We start from the raw sequence: 16,590 nt of genomic DNA on the forward strand, positions 1-16,590 counted from the left end.
GGTTCAAGATCAAGCGTCTTACGCCTTAGGAGGCAAATACCGTGTCCATCCTCACCGTCGGTGAAAAGTTCCCGGAGTTCGAGCTCACCGCCCTCAAGGGCGGCGACCTCCACGAAGCCAACGCCCAGTCCCCCGACGACTACTTCGAGACCGTCAGCCTCGGCAAGTACCAGGGCAAGTGGAAGGTGATCTTCTTCTACCCCAAGGACTTCACCTTCGTCTGCCCCACCGAGATCGCCGCCTTCGGCAAGCTTGACGAGGACTTCCAGGACCGCGACACGCAGATCCTCGGCGGCTCCACGGACAACGAGTTCGCCCACTTCAACTGGCGCGCCACCCACCCGGACCTGAAGACGGTCCCGTTCCCGATGTTCGCCGACGTCCGCCACGACCTCATCCGCGCACTCGGTGTCGAGAACGCCGCCGGTGTGGCCGACCGCGCGACCTTCATCGTCGACCCGGACAACGTGATCCAGTTCGTCTCCGTCACCCCGGACGCTGTGGGCCGTAACGTCGACGAGGTCCTCCGCGTGCTCGACGCCCTGCAGTCCGAAGAGGTCTGCGCCTGCAACTGGCAGGCCAACGACCCCACCAAGAACATCGACAAGCTCGAGGTCGTCCAGGAGGCTCTGAAGTAATGTCCGTCGACAACCTGAAGTCCGGCCTCCCGGAGTACGCCAAGGACCTCAAGCTGAACCTCGGCACCCTGGTGCGCTCCACCGAGCTCAGCGAGCAGCAGCTCTGGGGCACCTTCGTCGCCACCGCTGCAGCCACCCGCAACGACCAGGTCATCTCGGAGGTCACGGAGGAGGCGAAGACCCACCTCTCCGACGAGGCCTACAACGCCGCACTGGCCGCCGCGTCCATCATGGCGATGAACAATGTCGCCTACCGTGCCCGCGGCTGGCTCGGCGACGACTACTCCCAGGTCCGGATGGGCCTGCGGATGAACGTCATCTCCAAGCCGGGTATCGAGAAGGCCGACTTCGAGCTCTTCTCTCTGGCAGTGTCCACCATTAACGGATGTGAGCACTGCACGGTGGCACACGAGCACACCGTCCGCGAAGAAGGACTGACCAAGGAGCAGGTCTTCGAGGCAGTCAAGATCGCCGCGACCGTCGCAGGTGTCGCACAGGCACTGCAGATCGCCGACGCCAGCTGACCTCCTGACCTGCACAGGTCCACCGGGCCGGACACCACCATGGTGTCCGGCCTCTGTCATGCCCGGACCTCCTGCACCACAGCCTGGAGCATTTCCGGTCAGTCCACACAGCAGGTTCACCGGTTGTTCCCGGGGCATTTGTTCGCCGTCCTCTTCCCCGTCGGCACACGGCAACCCGGGGTCCGTAGTCTCCGGCAACGGTTCACGACGACCTGACAGAAGACGTGACGACTGCACGACCGACGACTGCACGACCGACGACTGCACGACCGACGACTACGGGAAGAGAACGCCAGTGGCACTGCTCCGACGAAACCTGCTCGCCAAATTAGACTTCACCTCCGGCAGGTCCCACCGCACCTGCGTCTACAAATGCGGGGACGCCTGCTCGAAACCGGTCCCCAACACATCCGACAACCCTTACTTCCGCGACATCGTCCGCCGCGAGTTCGACCGGCGCGCCCTGCTCCGGGGATTCGGGGCCGCCGCCGTCGCCCTCGGCGGTACCGGTTTCCTCGCCGCCTGCGGACAGGAGACCTCCTCGGCGACGGCAACAGCTCCGGGGACGGCCACGGGCAGCGGCGGTACCCCGACCCCCGCCGGACTGAGGTTCGACATGGTCGCCCCGAACACCAGGGACGCCGTGACAGTACCGACCGGGTACAGCAGTGACGTCGTGATCCGGTGGGGTGACCCGGTACTCCACGGTGCCGCCGACTGGTCTGTCGACAACCAGACCCCGGAGAATGCCGCGAAGCAGTTCGGCTACAACTGCGATTTCGCCGAACTCCTGCCTGTCGACGGTGAGAAGAACAGGTTCCTGCTGGTCTCCAATCACGAGTACACCACCCCCCAACAGATGTTCCGCGGCTATGACGCGGACAACCCGACCAGGGAGCAGGTCGACATCGAACTGGCCAGCCACGGACTCTCTGTCGTCGAGGTTGCCGGCAACGACACCGACGGACGACTGCGTCCGGTCATCGGCCGGTACAACCGGCGGATCACCGGGACCACCGAGTTCCTGATCACCGGGCCGGCAGCAGGTTCGGACCTGCTGAAGACTTCAGCCGACCCCACCGGGACCAGGGTCCTGGGGACCCTCAACAACTGCGCAGGAAGCGTCACCCCCTGGGGCACGGTGCTGTCCGGCGAGGAGAATGTCGACCAGTACTTCGCCGGTGGTGGACGAGCGCAGGGGAAGGACGCCAGAGAGCGCTTCGCCCGCTACGGCATGGAGGACGATGAGACCGCCCGCAGGTGGGAGCGCTTCCACAGCCGGTTCGACATCACCAGGGAGTCCAACGAGGCCCACAGGTTCAACTGGGTCATCGAGGTCGATCCCTGGGACCCGCAGTCCACACCGGTGAAGCACACCGCACTCGGCCGTTTCAAGCATGAAGCGGCGGCGGTGCATGTCACCGACGACGGAACTGTCGTCGCCTACTCCGGCGACGACTCCCGCTTCGAGTACATCTACAAGTTCGTCTCCTCCCGCAGGTACATCGCAGGTTCCGGTCCCGGGGACACGGCGGCACGCAGGGAGAACATGAAGGCACTGGATGAAGGCACCCTCTACGTCGCAGTGTATGAAGGCAACTCCGCGGACTTCACCGAGAACACCCTCCCGGAGGACGGTGCCTTCGACGGCACCGGTCGCTGGGTGAAACTGGCCACCTGTCACCCGGATGCAACGGTGACGTCCCACATCGAGGGGATGAGCGGGGAGGAGGTCCTCGTCTTCACCCGTACAGCGGCCGACAGAGCAGGCGCTACCAAGATGGACCGTCCCGAGGACGTCCAGGTGCACCCGTCCAGCGGGAAAGTCTATGCAGCTCTGACCAACAACGCCTACCGCGGTGCCGCCCGTCCCGGTAAGGACGACGAACCTGCCATGGAGTACGCCCCGGTCAAGGAGAACAAGAACGGCTACGTGCTCGAGATGGACGACGACCACGCCGGGGAGTCATTCTCCTGGAACCTTCTCCTGGTCTGCGGTGACCCCGGTGCCGCAGAGACCTACTTCGGAGGTTTCGACAAGTCCAGCGTCTCCCCCATATCCTGCCCGGACAATCTGGCCTTCGACCCCGGAGGAAACCTGTGGGTGTCCACCGACGGCAACGCACTGGAGTCCAATGATGGCCTCTTCGCGGTCGCTCTCGAGGGACCTGCGCGGGGCCTGACCAAGCAGTTCCTCACCGTACCGGCAGGTGCGGAGACCTGTGGGCCGGTCGTCACGGAGCGGCGGGTGCTGGTCAATGTCCAGCACCCGGGGGAGGATGAGGAGGCGACGGTCGAATCCACCACGTCACACTGGCCCGACGGCGGAAACTCACTGGCACGGCCGTCCACTGTGGTGGTGTGGAAAGACGACTACGGCGCGATCGGCCACTGACCCCGGTGGTAGAATCACCGGGTGGTATCCGAGGACAGAAAGTCAGATTCCCCAGCACGCAAGGGTTCCGGGCGGCGGAGGAGACGGCGTCCTTCCGGTGACGGCAGGGCCGGTACTGCGGGGCCGGTCCGCCACAACCTTGCCCGGAACCTGCACTTTCCCGAGCAGCTTCCCGTGTCCGCCCGCCGTGACGAGATCATGGAGGCCATAAAAGACCACCAGGTGGTCATCGTCGCCGGCGAGACCGGTTCGGGCAAGACCACCCAGCTGCCCAAGATGTGCCTGGCCCTCGGCCGTGGCGCCCGTGGCAGAATCGGTCACACCCAGCCGCGCCGCATCGCAGCCCGGTCGGTCGCCGACCGTATCGCCGACGAACTCGGTGAGAAGGTCGGCGAACCGGGGGGCCGGGTGGGCTACAAGATCCGGTTCGACGACACCGTCTCCGACTCCACCGCCGTCAAACTCATGACCGACGGCATCCTTCTGGCCGAGATCCAGCATGACCGGCTCCTCCGTGAGTACGACACGATCATCATCGACGAGGCACACGAGCGCAGCCTCAACATCGACTTCCTGCTGGGCTATCTCCGCGAGATCCTCCCCCGCCGACCGGACCTGAAGGTGATCGTCACCTCCGCGACCATCGACCCGGAGTCCTTCGCGACACATTTCGCCGACGACCGGGGCAGGCCGGCACCGGTCATCGAAGTGTCCGGGCGAACGTATCCCGTGGAGATCCGGTACCGTCCGCTGGTCCGCACCGTCGGTACCGACGGTGACGGTGAAGGGGGCAGGGAGGTCGAGACTGATCCGCTCGACGGACTGCTCGACGCCGTCCGCGAACTCACGGCTGAGGGCCCCGGTGACATTCTCTGCTTCTTCTCCGGGGAGAGGGAGATCAGGGACGCCGCCGACGCCCTGGGGGACGCCGGTTTCCGCAGCACCGACATTCTCCCCCTGTTCGGCCGGATGTCCTCGGCCGAACAGCACCGTGTGTTCTCCACCGGGCCACGTCGCCGGATCATCCTGGCGACCAATATCGCCGAGACCTCACTGACCGTCCCGGGGATCAGGTATGTCATCGACACCGGATATGCGCGCATCTCCCGCTACTCCCACCGGACGAAGGTGCAGCGGCTCCCGGTCGAGAAGATCAGTCAGGCCTCGGCGCGGCAACGGTCCGGTCGGTGCGGGCGTACCGCGGACGGCATCGCGATCAGACTGTATTCCGAGGAGGATTTCGAGGCACGCCCGGAGTTCACTGACCCTGAGATTCTGCGAACCCACCTGTCCAGTGTCATTCTCTCCATGGCGTCACTGGGACTCGGGGACATCGCCGACTTCCCGTTCCTTCAGCCCCCGGACAAGCGCTCGGTCCGCGACGGGGTTCAACTGCTCCAGGAACTCGGCGCTTTCGCGCCCGGAGGCTCGGACCGTTCCTCTGACCGTCCTCTCACCGACATCGGCCGGTACATGGCGAGGATCCCGACTGACCCACGGCTGGCACGGATCCTCGTCGCCGCCCACGAGAACAATGTGCTCGAGCAGATCGCGGTGATCGTGGCCGCCCTGAGTATCCAGGATGTCCGCGAGCGTCCCATGGAGAAACAGGCGCAGGCGGACCAGGCGCACGCCCGCTACAGGGCGGACTCGGACTTCATGTCCCTGCTGATCCTGTGGAACCATCTCCAGCAGAACCGTCGCACACTGTCGGGAAACCAGTTCAGGCAGCTGTGCAGGCGGGAGTTCATCCACTATGTCCGGGTCCGGGAGTGGATCGACCTTGTCCGCCAGTTCCTCACGGTCATCCAGGACCTGCGCTGGAAGGTCCCGAACATCCGGCATGTCCGTGACCTCACATTCGACCTGGACCGGGGCGGGACCACCGCACTGGCGGAGGATGACATCCACAGGTCCCTGTTGGCGGGTCTGCTGACCAACACCGGTATGAGGGAGGGTGCGAGCAGGCAGTACACGGGTACCCGCAGCACCCGGTTCGTCATCCACCCGTCGTCGTATCTCGCGAAGAAGCCTCCGCAGTGGGTGATGGCGGCCGAGCTGGTGGAGACGTCGCAGGTCTTCGCCCGGACTGTTGCGCCCCTGGTGCCCGAGTGGGTCGAGGATGTCGCCCCGCACATGGTGAAGTACACCTATTCGGAACCCCACTGGTCGTCGAAGCGGGGGGCTGCGATGGTGCACGAGAAGGCACTTCTGCTGGGCCTGCCCGTGGTGACTGACCGGCTGGTCCCACTGTCGCGGGTCGATCCTGAGGCCGCCCGGGAGACGTTCATCCGCTCGGCGCTTGTCGAAGGTGACTGGCACACAAGGCACGGGTTCTTCCACCACAACCGGGAGCTCCTGGAGAATGCCACACGACTGGAGGAGAAGGCCAGGCGGCGCGACATCGTCGTCGACGACGACGCCCTCTTCGCCTTCTACGATGCCCGGATCCCGGCGTCCGTGGTCTCCGCGAGGCACTTCGACTCCTGGTGGAAGAAGGCGCGTCACAGCACACCGGACCTGCTGGGCTTCAACGAGGACGCCCTGATCAGTTCGGACCGTGAGGCGGCGGAGGCACGCGAGTTCCCCGACACCTGGCGTCAGGGCGATGTCGAGTACGAACTCGACTACGTGTTCCGTCCCGGTGACCCGGCGGACGGGATCACCATGAAGGTGCCTCTGCCGCTGCTGGCGGGCCTGGACGACACGGACACCAGGTGGCTGGTGGCGGGAATGAGAGAGGAACTGTGCGTCGCGCTCATCCGTACACTCCCGAAACCTCTGCGCAGGAGTGTGGTGCCGGCCGGGGAGTTCGCACGGGCGGCTCTGGCCCGGATGACCCCCTACGACGGTCCGGTGGACCGGGCTCTCGCCGATGCGCTGCGGAGCCTGGGAGGTACGGGAATCAGTGCCTCCGACTTCGACTGGTCCCGGGTTCCGGACCATCTGCGCATGTGCTTCGCTGCCGTGGACCGCAGGGGCAAGATCATCGCCCGGTCGCGGGATCTGTCAGACCTTCAGCAGCAGCTGGCCGGGGACATCACCCGCTCGATCGCTGCAGTCACCTCGAGACGGTCGGGTGCCCACGGTTCGGCTCCCGCGCCGTCGGACGCCGCGACACACCGGCGCGGGAAAGGTGCCGCCCGGGTCGGGGACGGCGGGAAACACAACGGCAGAGGGTCTGCAGGTGGCGGTGCCGGTGTGCTCGCCCATGAGAACCGGTGGAGTGCGGACGGGATCGGTACGGTGCCCGAAACCGTGGACTCGGTGGTTGACGGGCAGCCGGTGACCGCCTATCCCGCACTCGTCCTCACCGACGACGGGGTGGACCTCCGGGCGTTCCCCACCGCGAAAGCCGCTGCGGGGGCGCAGTTCTCGGCGGTCCTGGAGCTCATGTTGCGGGAGTGCAGGGTTCAGCCGAAGCAGATGGTGAAGGGGCTGCCTCTGCGTCAGCGCGTCGCGGTGGAGAACTACCCGTACGGTGGTCCGGAGGCTTTCGTCGAGGACTGCAGGGTTCTGGTGTGCCGGGACCTTCTCACGGAGTTCGGTCCGGTGATCCGTGATCCTGACCGGTGTGCCGGGGCGGTGGCGGCGGCACGGGACCGCGGTCCGGGTCTGGTGCGGCAGACTGTCGTGGCCGTGGCACCGGCTGCGCTGGCTGTGGCGGACATGACTTCGGAGCTGGACGGTTGGGAGGGGGATTCGATCGGGGACATGCGTTCCCAGCTCGAGTTTTTCCTGGGGCCGCACCGGATCGCGCGAAACGGTGTCGCCCGTCTCCGCCACGTGCCACGTTATGTCGAGGCGATGAAGGCACGCCTGTCGATGCTGGAGCATGATCCGGACAGGGAGGCTGACCTCGCCGACCAGATCAGGGAGTGCCAGGACGCCCTGAAAGCGACCCGGGACCGCCTGCCGGACGCCAGGGCCGCGTCACCGCAGATCAAGGATGTGGAGTGGCTGATCGAGGAGCTCCGGGTGGCGTTGTTCGCCCAGAATCTCGGGACCACCCGCACGGCAAGTGTCCAGCGGGTCCACAAGGCCCTGCAGAAGATCCGGTGACGTGGTGACCTTCTCCCCCCTGTGACGGCCGTGTCGGGGTCAGGGTGTTCGCCTCAGCGGAGCTTTCCGCCTGTCACCGGGGTCTGACGTCGGTGGCGGTCTCCGGCGCCCTGTCTTCATCTGCACTGCCGCTGCCGGATCTGCTGTCCGGGTGCCTGCCGGAGTCGCTGTGCTGGTCGCGGAGCATACGGATCTCGTTCTCGAAGTCCTCGGCGCTGCGAAAGGACTTGTAGACCGAGGCGAATCTCAGGTAGGCCACCTCGTCAAGCTTGCGCAGGGGGTCCAGAATCGCCAGGCCGATGTCGTTCGCCGCGACCTGGGATCCGTGGGTTGCCCGAATGGACTGCTCCACCTCATGTGCCAGCACCTTGAGGTCGTCCTCGGACACGGACAGTCCCTGGCACGCCCGCCCGACACCTCTGATGACTTTGTCACGGCTGAACTCCTCGGTGACGCCGTTGCGCTTGGTGACGAGAAGGACTGATCGTTCTATGGTGGTGAACCGGGTTCCGCACCGGGTGCATTCTCGTCGTCGGCGGATGGCTGACCCGGATTCCACGGTCCTCGAATCCAGGACTCGGGAACGCTGGGAACGGCAGGACGGGCAGAGCACTGGGTTGTTCTCCTGGACACTGGAGGAAACTGGCGGACCTGTCCGATCGTAGCGTGGTCCGTCTCCGACGCCCCAGTCCGTCAGCGCCCCTGCGGATTTGTGGAGCCGGACCCTGTTTCAGTGAACACGGCGTTCAGTCGGGAGGATTCCTGGGCGGGTACCGTTCTGACATGACCGGCCGAATCTGCCGGCACCGTGTCCGTGGCAGTGCCGTCCGTTGCCGTGAGCAGCGGGCTCAGACCGATGAGGAGCACCGATGTCAGCCCACCGAGGAGAACCATCCCGGGTGAGGTGAGAACAACCGACGCACGGCGCCGGATACGCCCCGCCAACCCCATGTCATCGAACGGATGTTCCCTACGGCACGTGACCGTCCCGCATGATTCCCCCGACCGACGACGCGGACCGGCGGCCACTCCGTGGCCCGCCGTGTTCGAACCCTCGATCCCGGCTACCGTGGACCATTCCGGACGCGTGACGACTCTGCGGCCGGGCTCTACAACGGCGGGCCTGGTGGTGATCAGTGGTGATGTCATGACTGGCTCTCCTCTCAACGACTGCTGTCCGGGTCTGTACCGCCCGGACTGTGGTGACAGTCGATCATCTCTACCGGACGACAGACGCCATTTTCTTCTCGAACATCGTACATGTGTTCGACTCCGTCCGGACAATCGGAAATCTAGCACAGATGTTCGACATCGTCCAGGTTCGGGGGCACCTTTTCGAACATGTTGGTAGGGAAACAGCAGTTGTTGCTGTAGGGTCGGTATGGTCAGTACCCGAAAGACCACGAGCTTCACGACCTTCACGAAGAGCACGAAGAGCACGAAGAGCACGGAAGGTACGGAGGGTTCCGAAGGTACGGAGACACGGCCGCAGGTACGGAGCCCGCGCGCGAAGCCCCGACGGTGTCACGACCGCGGGGTCGCGGCGGACGGCGTGGCGGTGGCGGTGAACTCACCGGGCCGGACGGGATCGACGGGACACTACGGTGCTCGGTCGGCGGGTGCGCCGGCCGGTACACACGATGCGAGCCAGGAGCGGAACAACGATGGCACAGACCAATCAGTCGGACGGGACCGCGGAGACCGGAGTCCGTCGGGGACGACCCCGGGGCTCCGTGACTGCCAGGGGGACAGACACCTCTGACGGCAGAGGCCGGGAGAAGCTCTCGGAGCGTCAGCGCCGGATCCTCGACGTCATCAAGGACGGCATCCAGTTCCGCGGCTATCCGCCCAGCATCCGGGAGATCTGCGACGCTGTCGGTCTGAACTCCACCTCATCCGTGTCCTACCATCTCAAGGAGCTTGAGAGGAAAGGCTATCTGCGCAGGGAGGGAAACAAGCCACGCGCGGTCGACATCCGCGGCCTCGGTCCGGTCGATTCATCGGCGAAGCCCGGGCCCAAGCCGGCTGCTCCTGTGCCCGGGAGCTTGTCCGAGGACATGCCTGAGCCGAGGTTCGTACCCGTGGTGGGCCAGATCGCTGCAGGCAGTCCGATTCTCGCCGAACAGCACGTGGAAGGCCATTTTCCCCTGCCCAGGGAGCTTGTCGGCAGCGGAGAGCTCTTCCTGCTGCAGGTCATCGGAGAATCCATGCAGGACGCCGGGATCCTCAACGGTGACTGGGTCGTCGTCCGCTCCCAGGCCACCGCGGAACTCGGTGACTTCGTCGCCGCGATGATCGACGGCGAAGCAACCGTCAAGGAGTTCCATCCGAGTGACGGGACCGTGTGGCTGCTGCCGCACAACCCGTACTTCGAGCCGATCCGGGGCGATGAGGCGCAGATCCTCGGACGCGTTGTGGCGGTACTCCGAAAGATCTGATTCCGGTGGCAGGCCGGAAAGTGCCCCGGCAGTGTCCCCGGGGCAGTCCCGGGTTCAGCGTCCGATGACGGCGGCCGCTGCTGTCCGCGCCTCCTCCGCGCCCTCTGCATTGAGTGCGGCAGCAGCCATGTTGCGGCAGGTCACGAAGTCAACCTCGCCCAGCTGCGCGCCCACCGCCGCCAGGGCAGGCGTGGCCGCTGACAGGGAGTTCACCCCCAGGCCGGTGAGAACGCACGCCAACAGAGGGTCCGCCGCCGCTTCGCCGCAGACCCCCACCGCCGTCCGGGTCACAGAACCCGCCCTGCACGTTGTGTGCACCAGGTGGAGCACCGCCGGCTGCCATGGGTCGGTGAGATAGGCCAGCGACGATGACAACCGGTCCGCAGCCATCGTGTACTGGGTCAGGTCATTCGTACCAATCGACACGAAGTCGAGGTAGGACATGATCTTCTCCGCCATCAACGCAGCCGCCGGAACCTCGATCATCGCGCCGGCGGTCAGTCCCCGTTCATGGCACAGCTGGGCAAACCACTTCGCCTCATAGACTGTCGCCACCATCGGCGCCATCACCCAGGTCTGCGCCGTGGAGGAGGTTCTCCCGGACAGCTCCAGACCCCTGGAGATGCCGTCCAGCTGTCTTTCCAGCAGCTGCGTGTTACCCCGGGCGATTCTCAGGCCGCGAACCCCGAGAGCAGGATTGTCCTCGTCCTCAGCGTTGACGAACGGTACCGGTTTGTCTGATCCGGCATCGAGGGTGCGAACTACCACCTTCCCCTCGGGGAAGGCACGGAACACTTCCGCGTACCTTTCAGCCTGCTGGTCGACGCTCGGTTCCGAGGTCTCGCTGAGGAAGCACAGTTCGGTGCGGAACAGCCCTATCCCCTCTGCCACCGACGCCGCGGCCTGCTCGGCGGTCACACCGTCCTGCACGTTGGCCAGCAACTGCACCCGCTGTCCGTCGGACGTCTGTGCGGGTCCGGTCCAGGACCGCACCTTCTCTGAGAAGCGCGCGGCCGCGTCAACCCTGGACCGTGCCTCCTCCGGGTCCACACCTGTCTCGACCGTCCCCTCCCCTCCGTCAACCACGACGGCGGTACCTTCCGTGACCGTCTGAAGGGCAGGTCCGGTGGCGACCACGCAGGGAATGTCCAGTTGCCGGGCGATGATGGCCGTGTGACTGGTGGCGCCACCCTTCTCGGTGACGACCGCGACAATCAGATCGGGATCGAGTGTGGCCGTGTCGGCGGGGGCGAGATCGTCCGCCAGCAGCACGTGCGGACTGTCGACCTGGGGGATCCCCGGCTCCGGCTCGCCCCTGAGTTCGGCGATGACCCGGTCCCTGACGTCGGCGAGGTCGGTCACCCGCTCCGCCATGACACCTCCCGCCTTGCGGAACATGACGATGAAGTCCTCGGTCGCCTGGCGGACCGCGTAGACCGCGGTCTGTCCCGCGGCAACCGACTTCTTCACTTTCCTCGCCCAGGCACGGTCACGGGCGATGGCGACGGTGGCCTCGAGAACCTGTCTGGCGTGACCGTCGACATTGTGAGACCGGGCCGCGAGACGGTCCGCGACGGTGTCGACCGCGGCTGTGAAGGCCTCGAACTCGGAGTCCCTCCGGTCCTCCGGGACAGTCTCGGTCGGCTCCGGAAGTTCAGGACGTTCCGTCACCCATGTCACGGGGGCGTAGACCACCCCCGGGACAACAGACCGGCCGCGGACAGTTCCCTGCCCGGACCCGTCCGGCCCGGTGGACGGGACCGGTGGCTGTGCCGCGGAGGATGCTGAGGAAGCTTCTGTCTGGGTCACTGGCCTATCCCCTTTTCTCTGTAATGACAGGTGCTCATGAGGTGCTGATCGGTTGCTGACAGATTCTGACGGGCGCTGCTCATGTACCGTCCGACGGGTCTTCTTCTCCGCGGCCCGCAGCCGCTACGCACGCCGCCGCGGACGCCACCGGCACCTGCTTCGACCGGAGGCGACCACTCCGCACACTTTGCCGGAGATCCGGTACGGTGCGGCACAGCGCAGTGCTGTCTGCCGCCCAGGGTACCCGTACCCCCGGCAGGTGGTCCCCTACCTGCCCGGTACGCCGGGACCTGCCGTAACGTCGTCACCCCCTGCCACCCCTGTCGTGGGCCCCCGGGGGAATCCTGTGGAGGTCGTCCCACCTATGATCGGGGGCGTCCCAGGGTCTGCCGGTCATCCGAGTCCGCCCGGCGTACACCACCCGCCCCACTCCGCCCATCTCCCATCTCCCAGCGCCCATCTCACAGAACATCTGAATCGAGCACAGTGAACTCCGAAGAACGCCGCCGCCAGATCGCGTCCCTGACCGCCGTCCACGGCCGGGTCACCGTCGTCGAACTCGCCGAACGCTTCGACGTGACCCCGGAGACGATCCGTCGTGACCTCACCGTCCTCGACGAGGACGGGGCACTGCACCGGGTCCACGGCGGGGCTGTCCCGACCAACACCTTCCAGACCCGCGAGACGGCCATCGAGGAACGCAGGGGTGCCGCCACCGAGGCGAAGATCCGCATCGGTCAGGCCGCAACCACCCTGCTTCCGGAGGAGGGCACGGTATTCCTTGACGCCGGCACGACCACCGCCATGCTAGCCAACGCCATCGCGGAGGACCCGCGGCTGGGCCGGCGGATCACCTTCATCACCAACTGTCTTCCCATCGCGGTACGGCTGGGCGGCGCGGGGATACGCGACGTCCAGCTTCTCGGCGGTCATATCAGGGCGATCACCCAGGCCGTGGTCGGTGACATCACCCTGAGGGCGATCGGGATCAACCACGCCGACATAGCGTTCATCGGCACCAACGCCCTGTCCCTGGCACACGGTCTGTCCACTGCGGACGCCCGTGAGGCGGCGGTGAAGCGGGCGATGATCGCCAACGCCGACCGGGTGGTGACGATGTGTGACTCGACGAAGTTCGGCCGCGACTACCTCGTCAGCTTCGCCCCGGTGTCCGAGATCGATGCTGTCGTCACCGACTCCGGCATACCCTCCCAGTACCTCGGGGCCCTCGAACGTGAGGAGATCGACGTCATCAGGGCCTGAGAGCCGGGCCCCGGTGCCGTCTGTCCCGACGGAGCAGAGTCCGCCGGCGTGTCAGGGCCGCTCCCGGCACGCGTTGGAAGTCCCGGCGGCAGATCCGGTATCCGTATACCCTGGTTGCGTCATCTTCCCACACCTACAGAGAAGGACCCTGAGCACATGGCATCCACCACCGTCACCGTCGGATCGACCGTCGGGCTCCATGCCCGCCCCGCCACCGTCATCGCTGAAGCGGCCGCAGCCTACGACGACGAGATCCTCATCTCCCTCGTCGACGGTGACGAGGACGACGAGCCGGCCGACGCCACCTCGTCACTGATGATCATGGCGCTCGGAGCCGAGCACGGGGACTCCGTCACCGTGTCCTCCGACGACGCCGACGCCGTCGCAGCGATCGCCGCCCTCGTGGAGAAGAACCTCGACGAGGAGTGACCTCCGTTCCCTGCGGGGTCCTTTCCCCGGCTACCGGTCCAACGTGTATCCCCGGACCCCGGTGTCCCGTCCTTCTCCGAGGTGCTCGTAGAGCCACTTCAGCAGAGGGTAGCCGACGAGGATGCCGACGGACCCCCAGGCGATTCCCTCCAGTTCCAGACCACCGACGGTGAGGGTGAGATTGCCGATTCCTGCGATCATCGCCACCGCCGCCGTGGTCAGGTTCAGCGGATGGGAGAGGTTCACCCTGTTCTCCTGCCAGATCTTCACCCCGAGCAATCCGATCATGCCGTAGAGCACCATCGCCGCACCCCCGAGGACACCGGTGGGGATGGTCTGGATCACAGCCCCGAACTTCGGGACAAATGCCAGTACCGCCGCGGTGAGGGCAGCGACCCAGTAGGCCGCCGTCGAGTACACACGGGAGGACGCCATCACCCCGATGTTCTCGGCGTACGTCGTCGTTCCCGATCCGCCGAATCCTCCGGCCAGCGCCGTGGCCACACCGTCGGCCATCAGGGCCGGACCAGCCTGGTCGTCGAGGTTACGGCCGGTCATTCCCGCCACCGCCTTGACGTGGCCCACATTCTCCGCGATGAGCACGATGATCACGGGCAGGGTCAGCAGCAGGGCATCCAACTGGAATGTCGGGTGGTGGAACTCGGGCAGACCCACCCAGGAGGCCCGGGACACCCGGTCGAGCGCGTCGGAGTCCACCGCACCGGTCAGCGCGGCGAACACCCAGCCGACCAGGACCCCCACCAGGATCCCGAGACGGCCGAACATTCCCCGGCCCCCGATGCTGACCACCAGTATCGCCACCATCGTCACTGCGGCCACCAGCGGCTGCTCCTGGAAGTTCCCGGTGGCACTCGGTGCCAGGTTGAGTCCGATCATCGCGACAACGGCGCCGGTCACCGCCGGGGGCATCACTGCATCGATGATGCCGCGTCCCACCACTGTCACGAGCAGTCCGATTCCGAACAGGACCAGACCCACCACGATGATCCCGCCGAGCTGCACTGCGAAGCCGTCGGCCTGGGTGGCGGTCAGCGGGGCGATGAAGGCGAAGGAGCTGCCCAGGTAGGAGGGAACGCGGTTGCGGGTCATCAGCAGGAACACCATGGTGCCCACCCCTGAGAACAGGAGCGTGGTCGTCACCGGAAAACCTGTGATGGTCGGCACCAGAAGGGTGGAACCGAACATCGCGATCACGTGCTGCATCCCGATGCCGATCGTGCGCGGCCAGTTCAGCCGCTCATCCGGGGCCACCACCGCTCCGGGACGCACATGGCGTCCGTCACCGTGGAGTGTCCAGCCGAAGGGACTCCGGCGCACCGGTGCCTGTCCCACGGATCCACGGGTGTGTGGGGCGTTACCGGACCCACTTCGACCGTCGGCGGGTTGTCCGGATACCGGGTTCACGGGGCCGGAGGAATCCCCCGACGGTGTCTCGCGTGGTTCATTCACGCACGACAGTCTATGACCCGACCACGAAGGGGGCGAGTTCAGCCGCGAGAACCTGCGGCAGTCGGACATCCAGCACGGTCCCCTCCCCCGTGTACTCCTCGCCCAGTACCGTCCCCAGTTCATGGACCCTGGCGACCACGTCGCCCCGGGAGAACGGCACCGACAGTGTGACCCGACGGTCCATTGCATTGAGGTGGAGTTCGAGACTGCTCTCCAGTTCCGCGACACCCTCACCGGTGGCGGCCGAGACGAAGACGACGTCGTCGAGCCGGTTGCGCAGGTCCGCCAGTACCAGCGGGTCTGCGGCGTCCACCTTGTTCACCACGAGAATCTCAGGGGGTGCGTCCTCACCTGTCTCCACGGCGATCTCGCCGATGACCTTGTTCACGGCGGCGATCTGCTCCATCGGGAACGGGTCTGACCCGTCGACGACGTGCAGGACGATGTCGGCGGCCATGACCTCCTCCAACGTGGAGCGGAACGACTCGACCAGCTGCGTCGGCAGGTAGCGTATGAAACCGACCGTGTCAGAGAAGATCACCGTCCTGCCGTCGGCGAGAGTGGCCCTCCGGGTCGTCGGGTCGAGGGTGGCGAACAGGGCGTCCTCCACCAGAACTCCGGCACCGGTGAGTGCGTTGAGGAGGGAGGACTTTCCCGCGTTCGTGTAACCGGCGATGGCCACCTGCGCCACCGCGGAGGAGTCACGCCGGCGACGCTTGATGTCACGGGCCTTCTTCATTCCGGCGATGTCCCGCCGCAGTTTCGCCATGTCATTGCGGATTCGCTGACGGTCTGCCTCGATCTTCGTCTCGCCGGGACCGCGCAGTCCGACACCGCCGTTGGATCCCGCACGACCTCCGGCCTGGCGTGACAGTGCACCACCCCAGCCGCGCACCCTGGTGATCAGGTACTCCAGCTGTGCGAGCTGGACCTGGGCCCGGCCTTCCCTGGACTTGGCGTGCTGGGCGAAGATGTCGAGGATCAGCATGGTCCGGTCGATGACCTTGACGTCGAGGAGCTTCTCCAACGCGATCATCTGGCCGGGGCTGAGCTCGCCGTCGGCGACGACCGTGTCCGCACCGGTCTCCACGACCACCTGTCTGAGCTCCTCGACCTTCCCCGAACCGATGTAGGTTCCGGAGTCCGGCTTGTCCCGGCGCTGGTAGAGCATGTCAACCACCTCGGACCCGGCGGTCTCCGCCAGGGCACGCAGTTCGGAGAGCCGGGCCTCGACCTGTTCGACACTTCCCTGGGTCCACACTCCGACGAGGACGACCCGCTCCAGACGGAGTCTCCGGTACTCGACGTCGTAACCGTCCGACTGCTCGGTGGTGTGATCCTGGTTACCGCGGGTAAGCCGACGCAGGCTCGTCCTCTGCTCCAGGTCAAGTTCGCCCACCGTCGGGGCACCGGAGGTCGCCGTGTGTTCACTGCTGCTCATATCGTTCATTACCCACCATCTTTGCACGGATCACCCCGGGGGCGGTCGGAGGTGCCTGTGCCCGCCTGCGCAGCTCCGACGCCCCGGCACCGGATGCGGACTCCCCGGGCGGGCGTAGGGG

Annotated in this window: 11 protein-coding genes; 7 read left to right on the forward strand and 4 right to left on the reverse strand. The window is 66.1% G+C overall.

From position 1 onward, the window contains the following. The first annotated feature begins 41 nt into the window (after nucleotides 1-41). From E0E18_RS02785 to hrpA, 4 genes are all read left to right on the forward strand, one after another. On the forward strand, nucleotides 42-638 hold the full coding sequence (locus tag E0E18_RS02785) for a peroxiredoxin (protein WP_066582850.1): 597 nt from the start codon (nucleotides 42-44) through the stop codon (nucleotides 636-638). Further along, nucleotides 638-1,162, forward strand: coding sequence for an alkylhydroperoxidase, AhpD family (ahpD, locus tag E0E18_RS02790; RefSeq protein ID WP_066582852.1), 525 nt, complete (start codon nucleotides 638-640; stop codon nucleotides 1,160-1,162). The genes E0E18_RS02785 and ahpD overlap by 1 nt, the downstream gene beginning before the upstream one ends. 295 nt (nucleotides 1,163-1,457) lie before the next feature. Next, nucleotides 1,458-3,557: a PhoX family protein gene (locus tag E0E18_RS02795; protein WP_130839282.1), complete on the forward strand. Its 2,100-nt coding sequence runs from the start codon at nucleotides 1,458-1,460 to the stop codon at nucleotides 3,555-3,557. Between the two features lie 21 nt (nucleotides 3,558-3,578). Next, nucleotides 3,579-7,619 carry an ATP-dependent RNA helicase HrpA gene (gene hrpA / locus E0E18_RS02800; RefSeq protein ID WP_130839283.1) on the forward strand — a complete coding sequence of 1,347 codons (4,041 nt, stop codon included), beginning with the start codon at nucleotides 3,579-3,581 and terminating at the stop codon, nucleotides 7,617-7,619. Nucleotides 7,620-7,692: 73 nt separating this feature from the next. Here the strand turns inward: hrpA and nrdR are convergent, their stop codons facing one another. Then, on the reverse strand, nucleotides 7,693-8,232 hold the full coding sequence (nrdR, locus tag E0E18_RS02805) for a transcriptional regulator NrdR (protein ID WP_130839284.1): 540 nt from the start codon (nucleotides 8,230-8,232) through the stop codon (nucleotides 7,693-7,695). A gap of 1,051 nt (nucleotides 8,233-9,283) precedes the next feature. Here nrdR and lexA point away from each other — a divergent pair. Beyond that, nucleotides 9,284-10,057 carry a transcriptional repressor LexA gene (gene lexA, locus E0E18_RS02815; RefSeq protein ID WP_130839286.1) on the forward strand — a complete coding sequence of 258 codons (774 nt, stop codon included), beginning with the start codon at nucleotides 9,284-9,286 and terminating at the stop codon, nucleotides 10,055-10,057. Between the two features lie 54 nt (nucleotides 10,058-10,111). Here the strand turns inward: lexA and ptsP are convergent, their stop codons facing one another. Then, the gene (ptsP, locus tag E0E18_RS02820; RefSeq protein ID WP_110481347.1) at nucleotides 10,112-11,866 is read right to left on the reverse strand and encodes a phosphoenolpyruvate--protein phosphotransferase; all 1,755 of its coding nucleotides are present in this window, start codon (nucleotides 11,864-11,866) and stop codon (nucleotides 10,112-10,114) included. Nucleotides 11,867-12,352: 486 nt separating this feature from the next. On the opposite strand from ptsP, the gene E0E18_RS02825 reads away from it, so the two are divergent. Further along, nucleotides 12,353-13,129 (forward strand): DeoR/GlpR family DNA-binding transcription regulator, encoded by a 777-nt coding sequence (locus tag E0E18_RS02825; protein ID WP_066582859.1) that lies wholly within the window; start codon nucleotides 12,353-12,355, stop codon nucleotides 13,127-13,129. Between the two features lie 156 nt (nucleotides 13,130-13,285). Then, nucleotides 13,286-13,558, forward strand: coding sequence for an HPr family phosphocarrier protein (locus E0E18_RS02830; protein WP_066582861.1), 273 nt, complete (start codon nucleotides 13,286-13,288; stop codon nucleotides 13,556-13,558). Nucleotides 13,559-13,588: 30 nt separating this feature from the next. Here E0E18_RS02830 and E0E18_RS02835 read toward each other — a convergent pair whose 3' ends face one another. Together E0E18_RS02835 and hflX are read right to left on the reverse strand one after the other, a co-directional pair. Continuing rightward, nucleotides 13,589-14,833 carry a uracil-xanthine permease family protein gene (locus E0E18_RS02835; protein ID WP_404827182.1) on the reverse strand — a complete coding sequence of 415 codons (1,245 nt, stop codon included), beginning with the start codon at nucleotides 14,831-14,833 and terminating at the stop codon, nucleotides 13,589-13,591. 205 nt (nucleotides 14,834-15,038) lie between these two features. Next, nucleotides 15,039-16,469, reverse strand: a complete 1,431-nt coding sequence (hflX, locus tag E0E18_RS02840) for a GTPase HflX (RefSeq protein ID WP_227871230.1) — start codon at nucleotides 16,467-16,469, stop codon at nucleotides 15,039-15,041. Between the last annotated feature and the right edge of the window lie 121 nt (nucleotides 16,470-16,590).

The organism is Corynebacterium neomassiliense, from assembly GCF_900626215.1.
GTDB classification, from domain to species: Bacteria; Actinomycetota; Actinomycetes; order Mycobacteriales; family Mycobacteriaceae; genus Corynebacterium; species Corynebacterium neomassiliense.